Annotated in this window: 16 protein-coding genes; 5 read left to right on the top strand and 11 right to left on the bottom strand. The window is 42.7% G+C overall.

Annotation, left to right across the window (positions count from 1 at the left end):
* Positions 1-274: 274 nt before the first annotated feature.
* Positions 275-1,621: a ferredoxin--NADP reductase gene (gene petH / locus HWQ23_RS01200; protein ID WP_292823037.1), complete on the bottom strand. Its 1,347-nt coding sequence runs from the start codon at positions 1,619-1,621 to the stop codon at positions 275-277.
* 1,154 nt (positions 1,622-2,775) lie between these two features.
* On the opposite strand from petH, the gene HWQ23_RS01205 reads away from it, so the two are divergent.
* From HWQ23_RS01205 to HWQ23_RS01215, 3 genes are all read left to right on the top strand, one after another.
* Complete coding sequence (locus tag HWQ23_RS01205) at positions 2,776-3,780, top strand: phosphoribulokinase (protein WP_292822954.1); 1,005 nt, start codon at positions 2,776-2,778, stop codon at positions 3,778-3,780.
* A 268-nt stretch (positions 3,781-4,048) separates the two neighbouring features.
* Entirely contained in the window at positions 4,049-5,323 is a 1,275-nt protein-coding gene (metK, locus tag HWQ23_RS01210) for a methionine adenosyltransferase (RefSeq protein WP_292822955.1), read from the top strand.
* 177 nt (positions 5,324-5,500) lie between these two features.
* A complete protein-coding gene (locus HWQ23_RS01215; RefSeq protein WP_292822956.1) occupies positions 5,501-6,046 on the top strand; it encodes an RNA 2'-phosphotransferase in 546 nt (181 codons plus the stop codon).
* 525 nt (positions 6,047-6,571) lie between these two features.
* On the opposite strand, the gene HWQ23_RS01220 is transcribed toward HWQ23_RS01215, so the two are convergent.
* Positions 6,572-7,756 carry an anion transporter gene (locus tag HWQ23_RS01220; RefSeq protein ID WP_292822957.1) on the bottom strand — a complete coding sequence of 395 codons (1,185 nt, stop codon included), beginning with the start codon at positions 7,754-7,756 and terminating at the stop codon, positions 6,572-6,574.
* Between the two features lie 17 nt (positions 7,757-7,773).
* A complete protein-coding gene (locus HWQ23_RS01225) occupies positions 7,774-9,021 on the bottom strand; it encodes an MFS transporter (RefSeq protein WP_292822958.1) in 1,248 nt (415 codons plus the stop codon).
* A gap of 288 nt (positions 9,022-9,309) precedes the next feature.
* Here HWQ23_RS01225 and HWQ23_RS01230 point away from each other — a divergent pair, with 288 nt between their 5' ends.
* The gene (locus tag HWQ23_RS01230; RefSeq protein WP_292822959.1) at positions 9,310-10,479 is read left to right on the top strand and encodes a homocysteine biosynthesis protein; all 1,170 of its coding nucleotides are present in this window, start codon (positions 9,310-9,312) and stop codon (positions 10,477-10,479) included.
* 107 nt (positions 10,480-10,586) lie between these two features.
* Here the strand turns inward: HWQ23_RS01230 and HWQ23_RS01235 are convergent, their stop codons facing one another.
* Positions 10,587-11,615: a hypothetical protein gene (locus HWQ23_RS01235; protein ID WP_292822960.1), complete on the bottom strand. Its 1,029-nt coding sequence runs from the start codon at positions 11,613-11,615 to the stop codon at positions 10,587-10,589.
* A 378-nt stretch (positions 11,616-11,993) separates the two neighbouring features.
* On the opposite strand from HWQ23_RS01235, the gene HWQ23_RS01240 reads away from it, so the two are divergent.
* Positions 11,994-12,887 carry a tetratricopeptide repeat protein gene (locus tag HWQ23_RS01240; RefSeq protein ID WP_292822961.1) on the top strand — a complete coding sequence of 298 codons (894 nt, stop codon included), beginning with the start codon at positions 11,994-11,996 and terminating at the stop codon, positions 12,885-12,887.
* 166 nt (positions 12,888-13,053) lie between these two features.
* On the opposite strand, the gene HWQ23_RS01245 is transcribed toward HWQ23_RS01240, so the two are convergent.
* From HWQ23_RS01245 to HWQ23_RS01275, 7 genes are all read right to left on the bottom strand, one after another.
* Entirely contained in the window at positions 13,054-13,671 is a 618-nt protein-coding gene (locus HWQ23_RS01245; RefSeq protein WP_292822962.1) for a TMEM165/GDT1 family protein, read from the bottom strand.
* Positions 13,672-13,982: 311 nt separating this feature from the next.
* A complete protein-coding gene (locus HWQ23_RS01250) occupies positions 13,983-14,447 on the bottom strand; it encodes a DUF29 domain-containing protein (protein ID WP_292822963.1) in 465 nt (154 codons plus the stop codon).
* An 80-nt stretch (positions 14,448-14,527) separates the two neighbouring features.
* Positions 14,528-15,172 (bottom strand): hypothetical protein, encoded by a 645-nt coding sequence (locus HWQ23_RS01255; RefSeq protein WP_292822964.1) that lies wholly within the window; start codon positions 15,170-15,172, stop codon positions 14,528-14,530.
* A 62-nt stretch (positions 15,173-15,234) separates the two neighbouring features.
* A complete protein-coding gene (locus HWQ23_RS01260) occupies positions 15,235-16,194 on the bottom strand; it encodes a protochlorophyllide reductase (protein WP_292822965.1) in 960 nt (319 codons plus the stop codon).
* Positions 16,195-16,428: 234 nt separating this feature from the next.
* Complete coding sequence (locus tag HWQ23_RS01265) at positions 16,429-18,978, bottom strand: pPIWI_RE module domain-containing protein (protein ID WP_292822966.1); 2,550 nt, start codon at positions 18,976-18,978, stop codon at positions 16,429-16,431.
* The gene (locus HWQ23_RS01270; RefSeq protein ID WP_292822967.1) at positions 18,975-22,307 is read right to left on the bottom strand and encodes a pPIWI_RE_Z domain-containing protein; all 3,333 of its coding nucleotides are present in this window, start codon (positions 22,305-22,307) and stop codon (positions 18,975-18,977) included. The genes HWQ23_RS01265 and HWQ23_RS01270 overlap by 4 nt, the downstream gene beginning before the upstream one ends.
* Positions 22,304-23,347, bottom strand: coding sequence for a restriction endonuclease-related protein (locus tag HWQ23_RS01275; protein ID WP_292822968.1), 1,044 nt, complete (start codon positions 23,345-23,347; stop codon positions 22,304-22,306). The genes HWQ23_RS01270 and HWQ23_RS01275 overlap by 4 nt, the downstream gene beginning before the upstream one ends.
* Positions 23,348-23,376 lie beyond the last annotated feature (29 nt).

A 23,376-nucleotide genomic window follows, 5' to 3' on the forward strand; every position in this document is an offset into this window, starting at 1 on the left:
CACCAATAACAATTGTAGGTAGAGCGTTTGCCCTACCTACTGATTATCCTGCTTCCTTTGTCATTTGTCCTTCGCCCTTCGTCCTTTGTCTAAAACTAATGACTAATCACCCTTCGGGTGACGCTCCTGCCTCTCTACGAGACGCGCAAGGGACGCTAACGCCAGTTACTCATGGGGGGAAACCCCCAACTCTTGGAGACGCTCCTTCGCGTTGGCGCTAGCCTCTCCCTTTGGGAGAAGACCGCACCGGTGAACCAATGACTAATGACTAATTTTAGTAAGTTTCTACGTGCCAGCGACCGCCTTTCTTGAGTTGCTTCTGGTAATCACTCCAGGTTATGCCTTCCTTAGCAGCAGCAGTTGTTAACGCTGCATCGATACCTTCTTCCATACCCCGCAAACCGCAGATGTAAGTGTGAGTTTTTTCATTTTTAATCAACTGCCACAATTCATCCGCATGTTCTGCTACGCGGTCTTGGATGTACATTCTACCGCCTTGGGGATTTTTCTGTTCGCGGCTGATGGCAGCAGTGAGGCGGAAGTTATCAGGATATTTTTGTTGAATTTCTTCCAGTTCTTCCTTATATAAAAGGTTTGGAGTTGTCGGTACGCCAAATATTAGCCAAGAGAATCCTTTAAATTGGTATTCTGTGTTAGCTGCTCTTTCCGCATCTTTAAACTGCCGCCACAGATAAGCCCGCATTGGGGCAATACCTGTTCCGGTTGCCAACATGATCACATTAGCATCGGGGTCTTGGGGTAACAACATTTCCTTACCCACAGGCCCTGTAATTTTTATATCTGCCCCCGGTTCTAGGAAACACAGGTGTGTAGAGCAAACACCGTAGACTGTTTCGCCAGTTTCCGGGTGCTTGTACTCCAACTGGCGGACGCAGAGTGATACTGTCTTATCATCCACATCATCGCCATGACGAGTTGAGGCGATGGAATATAGTCTAAGTTTTTCCGGCTTGCCGTTCTTGTCTAATCCTGGCGGAATAATGCCAATACTTTGACCTTCTATATACTTCAAATCCCCGGCGGAAATATCAAATTTGAGGTGTTGAACAATACCAATACCACCTTCTTTGACTAGCGGTTCATTAGATATTACCTTGCCAATAAACGGAGCATTGGGACGGTAAGTGTTAACAGGAATGTCACCGTGGTCTTTTTTGGCTTTCGCTTGAGTCATGGTGTTGCCTTTCTTGTCCTTGTTCTTGAGCTGTTCTTCAGCTGATGATTGAGCCAAGCCTTTGGCTTCACTATCAGCATTTACAGGTGTGGCTTTACCATTCCCTTCACTGTTAGCAGTTTCCTCAGATGTAGCTAACTCACTGACAACGCTTGTAGCATTCCCAAATGAGGCTTTACCATTAACTGGCTCTAGAGCAGTTATAGGCTGGATGCTAACAATTGTGCCGCCTAGACGAGTGATACGTCGCATTTCTTGATTCATCCGGTTGTAAGGCACTCTGATGAACACACTGCCACTTTTCCGAATTGGGTAGTTAGTTTGGTCAGTTTCTTCGCTCTGACGCAAACCCACCACTTCATAAAGGAAGATGCGGCTACCTAATTCTGTGTTGGCAGCACCCTCAACAGCACCTTGATTGTACATTCGTTCTACCACTCCGATAATTTACTTAACCGTTTTTCAAAAAAAAACTGTTCCCCTACCTTGCCAGCTTTAGTTTAGCGGATTTTCGTTTCACAAAACTGGAGAAAGAAGGAAAAACGGCATCATTAAATTAATGCCTTGCTAAGTACACTCACCAAAGACATGCAGGCACAGCAAAAAACACACCTGTTCACCTTCTAAAGTAAAGGATAAGTCTTGTAGAGAATGTTAATAATGAGTCAATTTAATCTTTTTTTCGTTAACTACCACCCCCATCAGGGAGATAGCTTTTTACCTTACTACTCAACGAGCAACTCACAATAGCAGATATTGTTGGAGGGCTGCTTTGATTGGTGGAAGCTACCGCTTAGTTTCCCTCCAACAGTTGCCGTTGTGCTTGCCTACTCCAACGGTTTAAACCGGAGAATGCCAAGGAAAGGAAGGTTTTCTTGCGATTGGTTTTACTTTTCCAAATCTGCTACTCTTTGAGAATCTTTTTAGCTATATTCATGACCTGTCTATGGGTGATTTAAGCAACTGTAATCAGTTTTACTTGAGGTGAAAAATCTGTCAACCTCTATCAGTAGCTTCCCATAACGCCTACACTTCTATTTGGGCATATCCATAAATCTACAGCCAATAATTTGACTAATGCAAGTTCTTTACTCATTCGTTAGATAGATTTTAGCTTTAAATATCTGAAGCATTGTCGAGCAGGAATTACAATTTAGGATAGGTCAAAGAATTCGCTGCCAGAATAAATTATACCTTATAGACTTGATTATATAGAGTCACAACTAGGAGAATGACAGCGCTGCAACACTTATGGGCGATACTGATCCCCATTTTTAAATTAACAACTAAATCAGCAAAATCATTGATGAACCAAGCTAATTCTTCTTGACAGCAATCTTGTATGGGATACCCCCTTCTGTTAAAATCAAATATACCACTAGGATTAAATACTTACCGGCACCAACATTCAGGCTAGTCCGACGAGTAGCAACTTAATTACTTTGTTGCCTACCCGTTTGGTGTCTTATAGCAGTGCTGGGTAGCAAGAACACAGGATAAACCAAAGGGGTAAACTCCTGGCTTCAAAATCTGCTGTGTGAAAAATTATTGACACAATTTTAGTATTTTAGAGGAGATTTATGACAAATAAGCCGGAACGCGTGGTACTGATTGGAGTAGCCGGAGACTCTGGGTGCGGGAAATCTACGTTTTTGCGTCGTTTGATAGATTTGTTTGGTGAAGATTTAATGACAGTCATCTGCTTAGATGATTATCACTCCCTCGATCGCAAACAGCGCAAAGAAACTGGGATAACGGCACTAGACCCGAGGGCGAACAATTTTGACCTGATGTATGAGCAAATTAAAGCGCTCAAAAGTGGTCAAGGCATTGATAAGCCGATTTACAACCACGAAACCGGCTTGCTTGATCCGCCAGAGCGGGTGGAGCCGAATCGGATTATAGTTGTTGAAGGGCTGCATCCTTTATATGATGAGCGGGTGCGATCGCTAATCGACTTCAGTGTTTATTTTGACATTAGCGATGAAGTCAAAATTGCCTGGAAAATCCAGCGAGATATGGCTGAACGCGGTCATCGCTACGAAGATGTCTTAGCGCAAATCAATTCCCGCAAACCTGACTTTGAAAAGTTTATCGAACCACAAAGAGAATTTGCCGATGTGGTTCTCCAGGTATTGCCCACAAACTTGATCAAAAACGACACGGAGCGTAGAGTCTTAAGGGTACGTATGCTCCAGCGCGAAGGTAAACAAGGCTTTGAGCCAACCTACCTATTTGATGAAGGTTCAACAATTAATTGGACTCCCTGTGGACGCAAGCTGACCTGTTCTTACCCTGGGATGCAACTGTACTACGGTTCAGATGTTTACTATGGTCGCTATGTCTCAGTACTAGAGGTAGATGGTCAATTTGACAACTTGGAAGAAGTAATTTATATCGAAACCCATCTCAGCAATACATCCACTAAATATCAGGGTGAATTGACTCACTTGTTACTCCAGCACCGCGAGTATCCAGGTTCCAATAATGGTACTGGTTTCTTCCAAGTGCTTACAGGTTTGAAAATGCGTGCTGCCTATGAGCGGTTGACAGCTACGGAAGCAAAGTTAGCAGTTCAGGTTTAAAGCTAAAGCAGCAGTGTTTGTGTCAAAGCTTATGGGGGCGCTTCAGGGTGTCCCCATTTTTTGTATTATTATATACATTGTAGCTACAAAATAATTAGCATATATTTATCTTATTTACACATACTTAGCTTATAGTTAGTGGTTTTTATCAATATCAAGAAGATACTACTACTGAGGTATAAATATTGTTATGATTTCATAAATTAGATAGTTGAACTAAATACCAACATTTAGTCAGCGAAAAAACTCAATAAAGGAGGAATTTCCTTTGTCTCGTCGATATTTATTTACCTCCGAGTCAGTAACCGAAGGTCATCCAGATAAAATCTGCGATCAGATTTCTGATACCATTCTAGATGCCCTACTGACACAAGACCCCAGCAGCCGTGTCGCCGCTGAAGTAGTAGTTAATACTGGTTTGGTGCTAATCACTGGTGAAATAACCACCAAAGCCAATGTGAATTTCGTCAATCTCGCCCGCAAAAAAATTGCCGAAATTGGCTATACCAATGCCGATAATGGCTTTTCTGCTAACAGCACCAGCGTTCTGCTGGCTTTAGACGAACAATCACCCGATATTGCCCAAGGCGTTAACACCGCTCAAGAAACCCGCGAGCAAGATAGTGATGAACAATTCGACAAAATTGGTGCGGGCGATCAAGGTATAATGTTCGGTTTTGCTAGCAACGAAACACCAGAACTGATGCCCTTACCCATCAGTCTCGCCCACCGCATTGCCCGCCGATTGGCAGCAGTCCGCAAAACGGGTGAACTACCATACCTGCGTCCTGACGGTAAAACCCAAGTAACTGTGGTCTACGAAGATGGACGCCCCGTAGGCATTGATACTATTCTAATTTCCACCCAGCATACAGCGACTATTGGGGAAATTACGGATGAGGCGGCGGTACAAGCCAAGATTAAACAAGACCTCTGGTCAGCAGTGGTCGAACCTGTTTTTGGCGACATTGAAATTAAGCCTAATGGGGAGACACGTTTTTTAGTCAACCCCACTGGCAAATTTGTCGTTGGTGGCCCTCAGGGAGACTCTGGTTTGACAGGACGGAAAATAATTGTTGACACCTACGGTGGTTATTCACGGCATGGTGGCGGCGCTTTTTCCGGCAAAGACCCCACGAAGGTAGACCGTTCTGCTGCCTATGCGGCTCGCTATGTGGCGAAAAATATTGTCGCCGCCGGGTTGGCAGAAAAAGTTGAAATCCAGCTATCCTATGCTATTGGCGTAGCGCGACCAACAAGCATTCTGGTGGATACCTTTGGCACTGGCAAAGTGGATGAAGAAACCTTACTGGAATTAATCAACCAGTATTTTGAACTGCGTCCGGCGGGGATTATCCATACCTTCAACTTACGCAACTTGCCAAGTGAACGTGGCGGACGTTTTTATCAGGACGTCGCGGCTTATGGTCATTTTGGGCGGGCTGATTTAGACTTGCCTTGGGAACAGACCGATAAAGCCGAATTGTTGAAGCAAGCGGTAAAGGAATCACTTTCGGCAGTAGTTGCTCAGGCAGTAACTTAGACTTATACGTTAGTGCAAAAACTTAATTTATCTACGTGAGGGTATTGGCAACTTGACAAGTTAGCTATGCCCTCATTTTTTGCTAGCCGACTGAATATCGAAAAGTAAAACTACCAATAAAAATTCAAATGTAATATAAAAGTAATTTAATTAATACAGAGTGCTAACCACAATCAAATGAATGATTCTCGCCTCCTTAAAATCAGCAAATATCTCAGCAAATATCTGCGACACACACCAGATGCAATTGGAATTAAACTTGCTCCGGGTGGTTGGGTTGCTGTTGATGAACTACTTACCGCTTGTGCTAAAAACAAATTTCCGATCGCCCGTCAGGAATTACAGGTGGTAGTTGAATACAACGACAAACAACGCTTTTCTTTTGACTCTACAGGTACTCTTATTCGTGCTAACCAAGGACATAGTGTAAAAGTTGATTTACAATTGGAGCCTGCTGTCCCCCCAGATGTGCTTTATCACGGCACGGGACACAAATCTGTAGAGTCAATTATGCAAACAGGACTTTGCAAAATGTCCCGACACCATGTCCATTTATCTACGGATATTCCTACAGCACAAACTGTAGGCGCAAGACATGGAAAACCAGTGATTTTTACTGTATATGCTGCGGCAATGTATCAGGTAGGTTACATTTTCTATTGTTCCGATAATGGTGTTTGGTTAGTGGATCATGTGCCAGTTAAGTATCTAGAAAAGATTTGAATCTTAATAGTTTGTTGAGATATATAGCGGTTCTCAAGTACATGAAGTACATATAAAAACCTCACCGAATTTTAGATTTTAAATTTTGGAAAATGGAATTGTTGGGCGTTGCCTAAGAAGAGAAGATTCTTGCGTTCCATTATTTAAAAAAGTCTGAACGCGAGAGCGTCTCCTTGGCGCAGCCTCTCGTAGAGAAGAGTTGCCCCCGAATTTAAACGCGAGAATAATTCTTTAATCCGTCTTGGAAAGTTTGCTCAAGTCGGCAGAGCCGCCCACGCAACTTTCCGCAAAATCTAAAATTAAATGACTTGCCCCTAACTTGATTGCTCTTTTCAATTCTTTAATTCTTCAATCCAAAATCCTTGCATTGTCTGACCACCAGCCCCTCTCCTTATTAAGGAGAGGGAAGATAAAGCACAGCTTTATTGGGGTGAGGTTAAGCTGTACATCGCTCTTATTAGGAAAGCTATACTAAATTTAAATCAGAATATTAATAACTGCTAACTCCTACTTTCTAACTAATGACTAAATCCAATAATAAGCCAGGATGAGAGTCAGCACAGTTAGCGGTAGACCAAAACGTAAATGTTCCCAGAATGACAACTGATAACCAAGTTTTGCAACAGCCTCAGCAACAATTAAATTAGCAACGGAACCTAACAAAGTTAGATTACCTGCCAAAGTAGAACCTGCTGCTAATAATAACCAGGTTTTTGTGTCTGGATGGGGAAGTAAATGTTGTAATAACAATACTGCTGGAACATTAGAAACTAAATTTGAAAGCAGAGCAGTAACTCCTAATATGCTCAGGGGAGTATGAACTAAACCGCCAAATAAATTCAATATTCCTAATTTTTGCACTCCAGCAGTCACAATAAATAGTCCAGAAAACATCACCAGTAAATCCCAATCTACTTTATTTAAAACTCGTTGCGGTTTTATTCGCCTAGTAATAAACAGTAAACTAGCAGCTACAAGTGTTGCTTGGGCTGGGGGCATTCCAATTAAGAATGCAATTAATAGTCCTCCGGTTATCAATAGGCTTTTAGTAAGTAACGGTTTAAATATGCGGTAACGCACGGGGATTACACTCGGACAAGACTTAGTAGAACGGACATCAGGATAAAGCCACCACAGTAACCCAACTTGTATCAACAAACTTACTAATGCGATGGGAGTCAATGCTTTAGCAAAATCGAGATAGCTGATACCAGAGAAGGAACCAATCAGAATATTTTGCGGATTACCACTTAAGGTAGCCACTGAACCCAGATTAGTTGCTCCCGCCAAGGCAAGTAAGTAAGGAATAGGATTGAGGTTCAAAGTTTGGGTTAAGCCGAGAACCAAAGGAGTCAAAATTAGAGCGATGGTATCATTCAGAAAAAAAGCGGAGAGAATCCCACTGCCAAAAGTTAAAACAATCAGCAAACCCAAAGGGCTGCGGGTAAAGTGTGTAACTGTGTCAAGGGTTAGTTGAAAAAAACCAGCGTAAGCTAAGTTTGTGCTGATTATCATCATGCCAAACAGGAAAATCAGCGTTTTATAATCTATGGCTTCCCATGCTTCTTTGAGGTCTAATACCCCGAATGCCATCAGCAAAGATGCACCAACTAAAGTAATACTGGCTCGGTTCATCCGCAAACCAGGTAGATATCCTAAACCCAAACCTATATAAGTCAGCCCAATGATGATGTATCTGAAAACAATCATGATTTCGCTAGATTCTTTTAAGGTGATGCCTTTCTATTAACTCCTGTTTTTGTTTCAGGTACACAGAACCAAAAAACTCCTAAAGCTACAACTGCGATCGCTGCTAAAATCAAAAAACCAACATTGTAACCAGCATTTTTAACCACAAACCCAGCTAATACATTGCTCAAACCAGCACCAACGCCAATGGCAGTGTTGAGCATCCCTTGGGTAACATTAAAGCGCCCTGTCCCTTTAGTCAAATCAGCTACCATCAACACGGAAAGCACACCAAAAATCCCGGCTCCAATACCATCCAGAATTTGCACAGAAACGAGAAAATAGGGATTGTCCGAAAGCGTATACAGCACTCCGCGAATCGGTAAGACGGCAAAGCCAAGCAGAAATATGGGTTTTCGGGCTGCATGTGCGAAACGCCCAGCCAAGTTGGACACTGGAATCATCACTAACTGAGCGACAATGATACAAGCAGACATATAAACTGTGTCACTTGTCCCTTTACCCTGGGCCAATTCTTGACCAACTAGCGGTAACATAGCAGCATTGGCAAAGTGAAACAGAACTACTGCAACAGTAAAAAAAAGGATTTTGCGATCGCTTAATAATTGCAATATGCCTTCATAGCGCTGTTGATGTTTTTCTTTATCTTCCTGTTCGCCCTCTTCTCCATCTCCACGCGCTAGTTCGTGGTCAATCTCTCTTTCACGAATCATTCTCACCGAAATAATACTGCCCACAGCCATAGCTGCAACTAGGAAAAATATTGCCTTGCGTGCAATAAAGTAACCTGCTAAACCAGCGAGAACAGCAGCTAGCAGATTACCTGCATGGTTAAATGTTTCATTACGACCTACCCGCCGATCTAATCTCTCATGTCCTACCAGTCCCAGAGTAATAGCAGTAATCGCAGGTGGGAAAATTGCTGCTGCAATCCCGATCATGATCTGAGAGCCGATGACAACAGGCAAATTGGGGAACAAGCCTATAGCAATACAGCCGATAGAAACAAACACAGCCGCCAGTACAATCAACATCCGTTTCTGACGTACCCTGTCAACCAATGCACCAGCTGGTGTTTGGACAATAACTGTGGCAATTGTTGAAACTGACATCGCCATTCCAATCTGGGCTGGGTTCCAATTTTCTGAAGCTTTCAGATAAATGCTCAGATATGGCCCAACACCATCGCGCACATCTGCGAGAAACACATTCAAGTAATCAAGCGATCGCAAACTCTTCTTACTTGGTCTTCGCTGTTTTTGCATAAGTCTTTAGTGATATTTGGTCAGCTATGGAACAATACGCCCAAGAATATTGGGCTGAGGTAACAATACTCTTATGCAAAAATCGTGCCAAATCTATTGGGCAGTAGTACTAAGTACTACTAAATTGTTAACTATTTCGAGAGAAAATTATACAAGAGACTCCATGATCTGCGCTCACAAGGAGCAATAAAAATTTCTTTTCCCTACTCCCCACTCCCTACTCCCCATTCCCTATTATCAAGATATCCTTCAAAGAGGAAGATAGCAGGAAGCCCTAGCACTGATAAAATGCGAACAATTGCAGAAATTAACGATAAAATCAGCCGCCAACGTGCGGTAGTATTGACAACTGAAGAATTAAAAGCACGAGTTGTAGAAATCGGTGTTACTAAAGCTGCTAAAGAAGTTGATGTAATTACCACTGGCACCTTTGAGCCGATGGAATCAAGTGGTGCAATTATCAATCTGGGACACACTGACCCCCCGATAAAAATTCGCCGTTGCTGGTTAGATGGCGTGCCAGCATACTCTGGTTTTGGAGCAGTAGATTTATATTTGGGTGCGAGTTCTGCGATGGAAGCGATGGACGGGGAAGAAGTCCGAGAACGCGGCGGCGGTCATGTAATCGAAGATTTGATCGCTGGTAAACCTATACACGTAAAAGCGCAAGGACAAGTAACAGATTGTTACCCCAGAGCAAATTTTGAAACTACAATTACCAGTGACACAATTAATCAGTTTTATCTATTCAATCCGCGCAATCTTTATCAAAATTTTATTGTTGGTGTAAATGGTGGCGATCGCCCCCTCTTCACCTATCTGGGCCCTTTACAACCGCGTCTGGGGAATGCCGTTTACTCTAACCCCGGCGCTATTTCCCCCTTACTCAACGACCCAGATTTGCAACTTGTTGGTATAGGTACTCGAATTTTTTTAGGCGGTGGTGTTGGCTATGTCGCCTGGGAAGGCACTCAGCACTTCCCCTTACAAAAGCGTTTGGCTAATCGTACACCGATTGGGCCTTCCGCCACTTTAGCTTTAATTGGTGATGCCAAGCAAATGGATGCTCATTGGGTGCGGGGGTGTTACTTCAAAAGTTATGGCCCCTCATTGATGTTAGGCGTTGGTGTACCACTCCCTGTATTGAATGAACAAGTAGTTGAACACTGTGCTGTGCAAGATCAAGACTTAGTAGCCCCAATAGTGGATTTTTCCATTCCCCGGCGCGTCCGTCCCACCTTTGGTTTGGTGAGTTACGCCCAACTCAAATCTGGGCGGATCACCATTGAGGGCAAAGCAGTACGCTCTGCCCCCTTAGCGAGTTTGTTTTTTTCTAGGCAAGTCGCCCTAGAGTTGAAAAAGTGGATCGAAGCAGGTACCTTTACCCTCACAGAAGCAGTTTCCCCAATTCCGATGGAGCGATCTTTTCTACCCCAAGATCGTCGGACGGATTTTTGATACTGGGGAGTGGGGAGTAAGAATTTTAGATTTTAGATTTTGGATTTTAGATTGAAATTTAATCCAAAATCTAAAATCCAAAATCCAAAATTGAATTGCCCCATGCCCTAATCTTGAGTCGGTTTTGGTCGCTTGATCGGCTTAGGAGCGGGTGTTTTTGGTATAGGCTTCGACACCACAGAGGGGTCGCCGCCTGCGCCTGTTTTCTTGATGGGACGAGGGGTTTCGCCACTACTGCGTCTGGGGGGGAATGGTTTTCTACCACCAGCACCACCAGGGCCACCAGCACGAGGGGCGCCTTTGAATGGTGGTTTGCGTTTTTTGGGCAAGTCAGCGATCGCCTCAGCTTTTTCTACTACCAAAACGTCAGCTTCCCGCTTGGCTTGGAAGTCCCAAAATTTTCCCACTGCTTTGGTGGTCAGCACACCCCTCAATTTCAACTTAAAATACTTGGGTTTGTCAGTTGATTTCCGTGGAGCCTGCCTAATTTTAACTACCAAGCTTTTAGCATCAAAAGACTGGTATACTACTTCACCACGAACAGAAAAACCACCATCTACAACTTCTGATGAGGGTATCAGGGCAGTTGTACTTAATTCAGAGTTTTCGGATAAGCCATCATCGGGTGTCTGTAACTCTTGCAACTCCAAATCTGACTCGTCCTCATCTGTTGAGTTTTTAGCCAGATTTTCTGGCTCCCAAACTCCGACGATTTGGATGTGCAAGGTATCATTTTCTTGTCTTGTTCGTGGATATACTACCCACAAGTGTTCTTTTTCTAAGTCTAGGTGATTCTTGACTAAGCTCATAATCCGGCCTAGGAGGACGGCATTGAGTTCTACACCATCTGCGGTCAGCAGCGTACCCTGGGTAAATTGTTCGCTGCTAGCATGATAGCGGCCCCGGACTAACCCGATCGCTCGATATTGCATCGGCTCACTGGGAGGCGGAATCGGTTGCTGTCGATTGACTAAGTTTCCATTTGAGTCAGTCTCAATGGGGTTGACAGGCGAATTTTCTTTTTGAGAGGACTGGGCTGCTATATGAATATTAGCGGCTGCCTCTACATTAGTTGGGCCCTGGTTAGAGGCAGAAGAATTGGAGGATTCAGGCAACGGCATCAGGTCGGAATTCATAAAAACTCCTTGCGGCGGAGACACATCCCATTGTGGGATTTTACAAAGGCAGCTGGAAAGAGCATTTGTGCGACTGATGAAAGTATATTTACTTTTAACAAATTCACACCAGAGTGCTCTAGACAATCCTAAAGGCGCTAAATTTAGTGTATATACACTAAATGTGTAATTTAGCGCGTTAACACTAGTTTCGGAAGCATATCATAGCTACAATTCTGACGGCTCCTCCTAAAGTCATCACTTACTTTAGCAGTGTGGATAGTTAATTGTTATAAAATTCACAGGCAATTGGCGGTATTCCGCAAAGTTTTGGAAATTTTTAGCTTTAGGATTTGTGTAAATGATAATGTCATTAAAGTTCAGGAGAAAGACAAAACTGTGTCTCAACCGCGCAATCGTTGGATAGTTCAAGTCGTCTTGGCGCTGGCAATTCTTGCTTTTGTGGGTGTTTCGGTGATTCCCATAATTGGAGCATTTAATAATACGCCACCGTCAAACCAGAATAGCGTTAGCACCAGAGGCAGTTTGTCCTCTGCTGACCAAAAATCAAAACTGGAAGACGAAGTACGGGGTTACGAACAGGTTTTGCAAAGGGAACCAGAAAATCAGACTGCGCTTAAGGGCTTATTGCGGGGGCGGCTAGAATTACTGAGCCAAAAAGAAAAAAGTGAGGTTAAGCCAGCTGATATCCAAGTTGTCATTGAACCCTTAGAAAAGCTAGCGAAGCTGAATCCCGAACAGTCAGAATATTCAGTGCTACTATCTCAAGCCAAAGAGCAAATTGGCGATCGCGAAGGAGCTGCTGAAGCTTATCGCTCGATTTTGTCCACAAAACCTGGTGATTTGAAAGCTTTGCAAGGAATGGTGGCTCTGTTGATCAGACAGCAACGCCCTGAGGCGGCCATTGGTTTGTTGCAAGAAACCCTTTCTAACGCAGCCCAAATAAATAAAATTCAGCCTGGAAGTCTAGATACAGTAGCCGTGCAGGTGCTGTTAGGTTCTGTTCACGCTTCCCAGAAACGCTATGCTCAAGCTAGCTCTGCATATGACCAGGCAATTAAGAAAGATCCCAAGGATTTTCGCCCCGTTGTGGCAAAAGCGATGCTCCTGAAACAACAGGGTAAAGACGCAGATGCAAAACCTTTCTTTGATCATGCCGCAGCTTTAGCACCTGCTCAATACAAAGACGAAATTAACAAGGCAGCGACGTTTTCCCCGATTCCTAATCCTGCTGCATCTCCCACGCCTTCATTGGAAAGTACGCCTAAGTAATGGGCATTGGGCAATTCAATTTTAGATTTTGGTGAAGCAGCGCGGTCTTGGGGGTTTCCCCCATGAGCGACTGCTGAACCCGAAGGGATTGAGGATTTTGGATTAAATTTCAATTTAAAATCCAAAATCTAAAATCTAAAATTCTTACTCCCCCTGCTTCTTCCCCTCACGCTCCTTCAATGGCAGCAACGACACCAAAGACCAAAAACAGGCAGCCGCCAATCAGGGTGAGTTGACGCTCAGAAATGCGTCCGGCAATCATTTTGCCGCCGATAACAGCGATCGCAGCACAAATGGCATGTCCTAGAATTGCACCTATTGTGACTCCAATTGGATTATTACCTGCTGCTAGGGCAATGGTGGCAATTTGCGTGCGATCGCCCCACTCTGCCATAAATGTCAACACAAAGGCTTCTATTATAATTGCTAAGGAAGTCTTTTGCTTTGGTAGCTGCAAATCTGCTTTTTTCACCGCAGCTTCGGCTTCTTCTACAACTTCTGTATCACAAGCAGCAGACATCTTACTAGCGTCATACAGCAGCTTGATACCAAAGGCAATAAATAAAGCTATTTCGGCGTAATGAATATAAATTTTTGGTAATAAAGATACCGCTTGTCCAAATAACACCGAAAGGATTGTCATCGCAGCTAAAGCAGCTGTCACACCTGTAAATACCAGCCGCCGCGGGTGGTGCATTGCCAAAATCACAGCAATAAAAAATGTTTTATCGCCTAGTTCTGAAACTGTAATTAGTAATAAAGCTGCGGTAAAAGCTGTTAACACTCTCTCAAGCTCCTGAAGAATCGTTTACCGATGTGAAGCTTGATGAGAGCCAAAAGACCTCACCAAGTTTACACTTTTCGGTGTGAACTTAGTGAAGGTCTCGCTTTCAAATATTGATTATTTGCCACCTGAACCAGGCTCATCGCCAGTATGTTGATTCAGATGTACTGGCTTTTTATTTTTTTGCCAGCAGCTACTCCCCTTCTACGCGATCTTGAACATACATCTTTTACAGCTATAAGTCAAGAGTAGGGAACGGAGAGGTATAACTGTACAGAGAATGAAGCGAAACATACAGTCCGATTCAGTGCTTACTGAGGTAAAAACTCATCATCTGTAACTTCTGGTAGCTGATATGGACACACCAGAGGAAAGGATTCCACGAACAAACCAGTTTCAGCTTTTGCTTGCTTAACCGCTTGTGCATAACACTGGGCAAAGACGCTCTCAAGATAGGATTTGAGACTAGGCGAATCATCTAGAGCTTCTTTGACACGTCTACGATGTTCAATGATGCTTCCTTCCCAGCTACCACTTCTCTTTTCAGGCTGAAACTGCCATTTGAGCAAATGCACCAGAATTACAATCAGATTACTCTTGAGACTCCGACGCTCACTCCTTCCCATGTCGGCAATTTCTTCGATGAGGTTTTCCCAGTCCACGTTTGGGTAGTCGTGACTTTGCAATTTTTCCACAGTCGTTTCTATCCATTGCAGGTAATCCGTGTTATATAGCGTTTGGGAATGCGCCTTTAGGGAAGACATGGCAGTTTCCATAAGAAATGGTTAGATAATTTCTCGCATATCTTTACGATTAACATCGGTGCGTTAACAGAGTGTAACGCACCTAACGGATTCTAGGAATTGGAAGGTATTAATTTTGTCAGAGGTGTAGTCTCGCGTTCTAGTATGTAAATTTTGCGATGTTCTGTTGATTCTTCAGCATCGAGTGGAACGGTGAACACTAGATGAGCATAGTTTGTCTCTTCCTCTGCTTCCGTGAAAGGAACAGCATGACAAATGACTGGAAACCTATCTTTGCTATGCCGAATTAAAGGTTCCGCTAATCTAGCAATAATTCCAGTCCCTCCAAAAATATAGCTACGCTCTTGAGCAACTTTTAACTCAGAGAGAGTCCACCAATTGAAAACCATATCACCGTCACTTTTATCAGCAAGTTTCCATTTTTGCCGATAGCTTTTCGGGGTTAAAGTTAACAAACCTTTACCTTCTTCAAGCCTCCTTCTTCTTGCTAAGTTCACTAAAGATGATTCAAATGCAGCGCCAATAGCGACTCTAAAATTTGAGAATTCGTCATTCAAATCATTGTAGGTTAGGAGCCTAAACATATCTCCAATCCCTTTAACTGGATCTGTAATTGCGTTGGCTACTAAGATTTGTTTGCCGTTAACAAGTTCTTCAAATTCAAACGAATCATCAATATCAGATGGCTTAGGTGGTTTGCCAAAACCTTTTCCACCAGAGCGTTTTTCCTTTGCCATCACTCACCTCACTTTTCTAAATCATTTATTAAGTAAAAATGAAATTATTGCATTTTTTTCCATTATGCAAGTCCAACCAACTTTGCGCTTAATTCCCACATGCGATCGCCTTTTTCATCATCGCGGGCTTGAGGAGAGACTTTTTGAACAAAGGACTTGCCATCTTTCTTCTGGCGATTTCCCCAACTCCAATAAGCACCAGATTGATTGTACTCAGGATCGGCAACTACCGCAGCAACCCGTTCTCCTGCCAACTCCTGAGACACGTATCCCCCAGTGATGTACTTCTGGAATAATGGGAAGATTTTCTGAAATAGGGGATAGTGGTTTCTAAATAGCGGCGTTTCTGCAACACATCCCGGATAGAGAGAATTGAAGATGACACCGGTTGATTCGTGATAGCGCCGATGCAGTTCCCGCATAGTCAGCACGTTGCAAACTTTGCTGTCCTTGTAAGCTTTGACGGGTTCAAATTTCTTGCCATCAATCATCGAGATTGGCTCTTTAAATCCTTCTGCAAAACCTTGCAAATCGCCCAAATCTGGACGCGGCGGAATCTTCCCACCCAGTTCATCTGGATTGTGGGTGACAGTTCCCAAAATTACCAGCCTTGGCTCTGAAGATGACTTCTTGAGATCCTCTAGCAAAAGGTTGCACAAAAGGAAATGTCCCAGGTGATTTGTAGCAACACTTAACTCAAATCCTTCTGGGCTTCGCAGTGGCTCTTTTAACAAAGGCATATAAATTGCGGCGTTGCACACCAAAGCATCTAGGGACTTTCCACTTGCTCGGAAGTTCTTCACAAACTGTCGAACGCTTTCCAAGGAGCCAAGGTCAATATGCATACTAGTATAACTGTTGTAGGGTATTTCCACAGCTTGGGCAGCTTTTTGCGCCTTCGCTAAATCCCGACAGGCCAGCACTACATACCATCCCTTTTCAGCAAGCGCTTTCGCAGCATACAAACCCACCCCCGACGATGTACCCGTAATTACAACCGTTGACTTCCTATCCTGTACCATTCTATTCAGACTCTGTTAATCGCCTTTTCCTATCTTCAGGATTTTACATCACTGAGTTGTACCAATATTTATTTTTGTAAATATAAGTTTAATATTTGGTAATAAATAAGCATTTAAATCAAGGTTTCTAGATAACTTGTTTGCGAAATATTAAGCTCATATTCATCTTGATACTCAATGCTCACAGATAACTTTTAGGTAGGCGATCGCTGTTCTTGTTTGTGAAGATTGTTCTTAATTTTCTAATTCGGCATCGTTAAAACACCACTCCTTGTGCTTTTCAGCTAATGAGAGAGGTAAAGGATACTCACATTCAGCAGAAGTCCACCAATGACGGGATCTGAGATAGTGTGTAATTACATGATGAAGTTGAAATTTATCTGGTGATGGCGTTGCTAGGATATTGTGAGCGCGTGGCTGCGGAGCTTTCCAATCTTTTCTTGGAGATGGATTGTGAGCATTATTTTTGATAATGCATTTGCCTGTTTTTGCATCACGTTTGTTTATTAATTTACCATCTTTGTTAGTTTCTTTTTCGTATGTTCTCGATATCCAAGCTTGATAACGGCTCATCTCCTTAGCTAATTTATTAGTATCAGACTTTTCAGCAATGCTTAGGATAGTTTGAGTAAACCCAGTTACATCGCAATTTTGTGGAATGAAAATTCCTTTTGTAAAAGAAGCTGCACCTTTTATGAATGTTTCCTGTTTTGTCGCCAGTCCATATCCCTGTGGAACTTCATTGTTCATATTGTCACGTATACGAATAATGTGAATTTTGTTTGTCGGTGGTTTATCTGGCTCGAACTTGCTGTCTTGTAACCAAGTCCAATAGCTCCGAGCATTTTGACCGTGAACAAATAGATATATATCGTCAGCAGCAGAGTATGTCTGGCTCAATGTAGTCAGCATATTACTGATAACTTGATCCCAATTAAGCTTAGATGTTCTGTGCTTTGCTAATTCGCAAATTGTATCAGGCATGGTTCTAAAATGCAGATCCCTCTGAGGTAATAACACTCTGACTTCATTCTTATAAATTGCCACCACAATTGGCTCATTAAAACTTTGGCTTGCTGTTCTCTGGTTCCGCCGACTTACATACAAAGCAGCGTAGACGGTGTTATCGTCAGGAGTTGATAAAGGATAATTTAGGTCAAATGGCAAAATCGCATCCAAAATTGCAGCAAGAGCACGATTATAAAGATTCTGTTGCAAATCTTCGTCTGTTCTGGCTTCCCCAGTTTCATTATTATCTGCCTTCTCTGTGGACAAGATGCACTGAGGAATAAAATTATATTTAGGTAAAATAGATTTTAGATAAGGTTTTGGATCTTGATTACCACGATATCTAGGATGGTCTGGAGATAGAATTTCTACGATCATCGGCATTGGATGTTCGGGTTGATTCTGCTGCCCAAATTCTCGAATATGACGGTCAATGATAACTGTTCGACCGTTTCTTTCTATCTCTACTAGAGGATCGGCTAAACCTTCGGATGTATAAAACTCTAGATTGAGACTGTCCCCAAAGTAATGCTTGGCAACTAATGCAAGAGCATCTCGGACTTCTTCTGTGCGGTAACGTACTTGAATAGTTAAGTTATTTGCTCGCTCAGTTAGGAAGACTTTTAATTCCTTTTCAATATTAGGAAGTTCATTTTTAGAAGATTTAGGTCTAGAAATGTTTGGCGTGTCCTTAAATCGTTGCTTAATAGATTTTTTCAAATCCCCATCAACGGAAATCTTTTTCCAGGGAGCAGAAATTACTACGCTAGGTGGCAAAATATCTTTGATTTGTTCGAGTAATGTTCTCTCATCCTCAAAAGTAAATCCTGTTCCCCATCCTGCCTTCTGGTAAACTCGCGCCGGAACCAGAATATCTGTTTGGTCTGTTTCAAGAAAATTTAATGGGTTTGCCAAGACATCCGTTATGTTTGGAATTTCCACTGATAAACGTTCTAAAATTTGGTTGACCTGTCGGTTTTTCCATTGGGGAACATACTCACTTCCTTCCCGACGGTAATTTGCTTCCAGAACCGTGAAAGCATTTGGCTGTAGTAGGTTGTAGTCTCCTAGCCAAGATCGTAATCTGCGAACATAGCATCTTGTAGTACGCTTCTCTAACCGAATATCTGAGTCCTTTCCTTGTTTAACTATCCAACGCTTCATCTGAAAGTGAAGGTTGATTTTTTTAGGATCTATATCACTTTGAGTTGATATAACAAGCGCCACAGATGCTCGATGACCATGTGCATTTGGAAATGGCGGCCAAGATACAAGTTCAACTGTATTTCCGCTTCTTCCTGGGCCAAATAAAAACTTGAATGAATTTTCTCCTAGTTGATACTCGTGCTTACTTAGTTCCCAAGCGATCGCCCAAGAAGGTGCCCAAAATTCGAGATGATTAGGTGCTACTTGAGTCCAATGAAACTGATCTACACTGCAATACGGTTTTAACGCTTCATGTTCTGATTCTGGGTAACATACTTCAACCCATCTCTTGAATATAAGAGCTAGAATCTCTGGGTCAACTTCTTCATAAGCCAGAAAAGTAGCGGGGTTTGGTTCGCCATTAACCGTCAAACTGTTGATGACCCGAATCTGTGGCAGTAATAATCGGATCGTATTAAGTAATGAAGTTGTTGGGGCGTTTTCTTCAGGTTCTCCATAATGGGTATTAAATTTTTTTAAATTGGGAAACGGCATCACAAAACCAGTGATATCCCTGACCAGTGCCTCTTTAAACTCAAGGTAGATAGGCTGATAGTAATTAATACTCAAAGTTTCACTCCATGAATGAAATGGGTTAGTCGAGTTAGCGGGTAATAAACTGGCCCATACAGGGTTTTGATCAGCCTTCCAGAAGCACCACCTTTATTGATGGCGCTGCCCAAGAGCTTGCGGGCAGCCAACAAAATAGAGTTTTGCTCCGAATCCCCAGATGAATTTCCCTTTGCGGTTTCTGGCATAAACGCGGCATCGACAAACCAGATAACTGTTTTGCGACCACCGCGAGTGCTACGTCCAATTAATTGAGTTAAATTAACCGTTAGCGTCCAGATAAGCGGCGTTTTGAGCGCAATTTTAGCGATTCTATCAGGTAATCGAGAGAAAATTTGCGGGATTGTCAGAAAAGTGTCTCGTGCATATCGAGCATGTCTCTGAATAACCTCGACGGATAGTTTGTCGATGATATCTATCGTTTCCTTATTAACCCCACTGATAACTGTTTGATTATCATCTGGACTAGGGTGCTGTCTAACAGCAATCACCATACCACCAAAGTATGGTTCTCCAGTCAGGGGATGCATCATGTTAATAGCACGAGATATAGCACCCATTGGCGCAATTAAAAACTCCTTACCACGACCTGGAAACTCAGTGAGTTTAGACCGGGAAACCTGATCGTCTGAAACCCAGCGACCATCTTGAACAACATAAGATGCCCTATCAAGATAGGGATTTTTTAGAGAATTGTAAAACGCCTTAGCTTCTGCATAGCTATTTGTCACAATTAGCAGATTTTTGCGATCGCTACCGACGTTTGCTGCTAAATAATCTTGAAATTGCTCAAGTAGCGGCTTGCCTTGTTTGCTTTTACGGCAAAGTCCTGCAATCATCCGGCTAATGTTGTCCTGCCGATCATCTCCTTGACTACCGGAGATAAAGACAGGATTTCCTGCATCATCGACAACGGGGCAATAAAAGAATTCACTGTCATGCGCTACCGCTTTAGACTTCTCAGGAGGCGGTTCGATTAACAAAGTTGGCTTTAATTGCACATGAAAAGGATATGATTGTTCAGTATCTCCTGAGTAACTAGTTGCTGATGTAACTAACAAATTTGCTGGAGTCAGCCCATCTATGCTGAAGATAGAATTCCATTGGCTTAGAAGTGACCTACCCAAGGCAATCCCACGAAATATCCTAAGTTGTCTGTTGAGGAATTGAGCGCTAGTTACGGAACCAACAGGAGAATTAGGTAACAAGCTTTCAAAGTCACTGGGAGGGGTTATTGGTAAGGTAGATTCCAGGTCAACGCTAGCGTAACCTCTAGCCGATACGTGCTTACTTAATGCACCTAATACATGGGCTGCATAAATGGCTAGTTGCAGTAATTTAGCAAGGTTGTCTATGAAGCGCTCGACATCACATTCTAGTTGTTCAAATTTAATATCCCATCGCGTTGTTTGAATAAACTTTTTGCAGTTAGGATGGGGTACTGTAGTGAGCAAGTCTCCTGCTAACAATGCTCCAGAAACTAATGCTAAACGTTCTGCAATTACTGTGTCACTAGAGTTAAGACCAATGGTGTCAGGACTAACAAGATTATTTTGTATTCGCTTAAAGATTTCACGGTAGCGATCGTAGTTACGCTGATACTTAGATAAAGTTTGTTTTCGGACTTTGTTGGCACTACTTTGAACATGTGCTAATCCTGAAAGTTGTTCAGCCAATTTATCAAAAAATGTCCAAGCTGTAAACAATCTTCCTTCCTGGGTATATGCTTTTAACAGTTTTTCAATTTCTTGACGGGAACTTTTACCTTTAATTGTGTTTGTAATATTTCTGATCAAATACATTAAAGCCCCAATTCCTCGGTTGGCTAAATGTCGTTGATCTTCTGACTGTTCTAAATAAGGATCGCGGTATCTCCCTGGCACAACCACTTCGCCTTCCATCAGACCATGTACATGTTGATAAGATTCAGTTCTTGTCCATGTATCTTGCAACAACTCGAAAGATGCAAGTGTCTCTGTAGGATAGAAAATTTCATCTAGCTTGGGTTGAGCAAGATCAACTTCATCAATAATGAACAAATCTGTTGTTAGTGCCAAATATTCAAGAATGGTAATATTTTCAGTCAAATTGTGTGGGGCAACTTTCTTCTGAATAAACCCTTGTAAAGTTCCAATTATGAGTTGGGCATTTTCTAATGTAGTAGCTTTAATATGTCTGGGACAGACAGGAGCTATGGGACAACTGTAAACCTTATTCGGATCATTAACATCTTGTAGCTTGCCGAAGCATGGCGGTCTGCTGCGCTGACCATTTGATGTTTGTGGAATCTGAGGCTGTGCCAAGCTATACAATGGGCAGGATTGTGACAGCCATTTAAAACCAGGATGGGTGAAAGGCTGCTGTTTGTTACTGAACATTACAGCCTGATTTAATCGGCTAAGGTGCTTATGTCGTTCCGATTCTCCAATAATCGGAACTGCCCTGATCCCAACTTTTTGAGCAAATTCAAGCCAGTTCTGTACTTCACCTACACTATTTGTAGCAATCGCAACTCTTTTATTGCTATCTACTAAGAGTGCAACTAGGCAATCAATGAGGGTGGATTTGCCGCTTCCAGTCGGGCCTAAAATATGACCTTCTCCATCAATATAAATCTCTCTAGCTTCTTGATCCTGTTGAATATCCCAATAGGTTGACTGATTAAGTATTTGCCCTGCGTCGTATCCTAAAATAGGTTTCAATTCAGTTCCTTTATTAATCAAATCAGCTAGGGGGATTTTGATGGACTGACGATCCTTGGAAAGATTAATGCTGGGAATTTGAGTGGCATACTTTACACCAGTATTGGCAATTTCTTCTGAAATTCTGATTGTGCGCGTCTGCTGTGGATTAATGTTGAACTCGTAGTCACCAGCCGGGGCTGGTCTGTATTTCGTTTGCCGAAACTTCAATGGCTCTTGAGTCAGCAGCCTTTCATATAGTTCATACCGAGCCAATGCCATCTTTTTAGTTGGCGTAATTTTGTTGCTTGGGTAGTCGATGTCAAAACCTAGCCAACCAGAAGCCGAACTTTTGGCAACGTCATCATAGCTACGGAGAGCAATTTCCCAGCTAATTGAACTACGGAATTCTGCCGCTAAATGGCGTAGATGCTTTAAGATATCCCACTGTGCATCTGTCGTACCTGGCTCTCGGTAGCCTTGCATCAGTAAATGTGCTTTCCGAATAGCTTGGTCAGGGAAATGAGTCCACAGAGTATGAAGCATTAATTCTGTACGGGCGAAATCGGAAAATTTCATCTCAATCGGTGGTGATTCACCTCCCATTGCCTTTTTTAGCGCCTCATTCAAAGTACTGCTATCTCTCACTTCAAAACTCCCTTGACACGCTTAATTAATTCTGACTCTGAAAAAACAGGCAAATTTCCCTTATACCGACTTTTAAAAGCTGCTTGGTATGCTAAATTTGTCCATCGGTAATCTGGGATTACAAAGAATGATTGAGATTGGCCAATATTTGGAATCGTATCTTGATTTAATTCTCTAGCTAACATGGTGGCGCTTCCCCAATCTTTCGCGTCAATTGCCCAAATATCTCCAGTCGGTAGTGTCACTTTCAAATCAGCCTTGTCTAGTTCTGGCCATAGTTCTACTTGCAATCCCATTTTTTCGAGAGTTCGAGCTAAACGCAATTCTATGAGGGAAGGTCTAATTAGGCAGATGACGGTATCTTCTATCGGTGCTCTATCTACTCGCCCTTCTAATGGTTCACAACAGCCTTCGATATCTCGTGCGGCACAATCCAAATATCCACCGCAAGTCTTGCATAATGGCATTGACTCAGATTGCGGTGGTGCATCCCGATATGCTTGCATCAATAGGTCTAAAACTGGATCGATATCAGGATTATTAGAGCGAAATAAGGCAATTATTAAATCCGAAGGAAATGGGTTCTCAGCAATAAATCGACGGAAAAGTGTGTAGGTACTGTGGGGTAAGCTAAGTCGCTCAATTTCTGCCATTAGGCGTGGAATGTAGCTTTGATTCTGCTCTCGTTCCAAATTTAGTGCGTATCTGCTAGCCCAAGCTTCGCATTCCTCTGAGGGGCGCGTCATATTTCCAATTAATGGGTCTTCAGGATAATCGACGAACTCGGAAAAATCTGGCTCAACTGCCTCTACTGACTCTCTGGCCCCCTCAACCATACACAATATAGCTGGATGTCGCATTTCCTCATCCCGCAGTATCCATTTCAAGCTCAATCCTTGAAATGCTTCATATAATGGCTGTGGAAAGGGTTGTGAGTCCTCGACTAGATAAGCTGGCTCACCTCGGTTGATGCGATCGCAAATCTGCACAAGTCCTTTACATAACTTGATGAACAGAATTTCATCCTCACTGAATTGCATATCTAGGCTTTTATATAGAGATATTGACC

It is taken from the genome of Nostoc sp. JL33, from assembly GCF_017114985.1.
Taxonomy (GTDB): Bacteria; Cyanobacteriota; Cyanobacteriia; order Cyanobacteriales; family Nostocaceae; genus Nostoc.

Coding starts and splice junctions, on each gene's coding strand:
- HWQ23_RS01225 (WP_292822958.1), bottom strand. CDS start 9,021: ATGCAAAAACAGCGAAGACCAAGTAAGAAGAGTTTGCGATCGCTTGAT.
- HWQ23_RS01230 (WP_292822959.1), top strand. CDS start 9,310: ATGCGAACAATTGCAGAAATTAACGATAAAATCAGCCGCCAACGTGCG.
- HWQ23_RS01235 (WP_292822960.1), bottom strand. CDS start 11,615: ATGAATTCCGACCTGATGCCGTTGCCTGAATCCTCCAATTCTTCTGCC.
- petH (WP_292823037.1), bottom strand. CDS start 1,621: ATGTACAATCAAGGTGCTGTTGAGGGTGCTGCCAACACAGAATTAGGT.
- HWQ23_RS01260 (WP_292822965.1), bottom strand. CDS start 16,194: ATGGTACAGGATAGGAAGTCAACGGTTGTAATTACGGGTACATCGTCG.
- HWQ23_RS01275 (WP_292822968.1), bottom strand. CDS start 23,347: ATGCAATTCAGTGAGGATGAAATTCTGTTCATCAAGTTATGTAAAGGA.
- HWQ23_RS01250 (WP_292822963.1), bottom strand. CDS start 14,447: ATGGAAACTGCCATGTCTTCCCTAAAGGCGCATTCCCAAACGCTATAT.
- HWQ23_RS01205 (WP_292822954.1), top strand. CDS start 2,776: ATGACAAATAAGCCGGAACGCGTGGTACTGATTGGAGTAGCCGGAGAC.
- HWQ23_RS01215 (WP_292822956.1), top strand. CDS start 5,501: ATGAATGATTCTCGCCTCCTTAAAATCAGCAAATATCTCAGCAAATAT.
- HWQ23_RS01255 (WP_292822964.1), bottom strand. CDS start 15,172: ATGGCAAAGGAAAAACGCTCTGGTGGAAAAGGTTTTGGCAAACCACCT.
- HWQ23_RS01220 (WP_292822957.1), bottom strand. CDS start 7,756: ATGATTGTTTTCAGATACATCATCATTGGGCTGACTTATATAGGTTTG.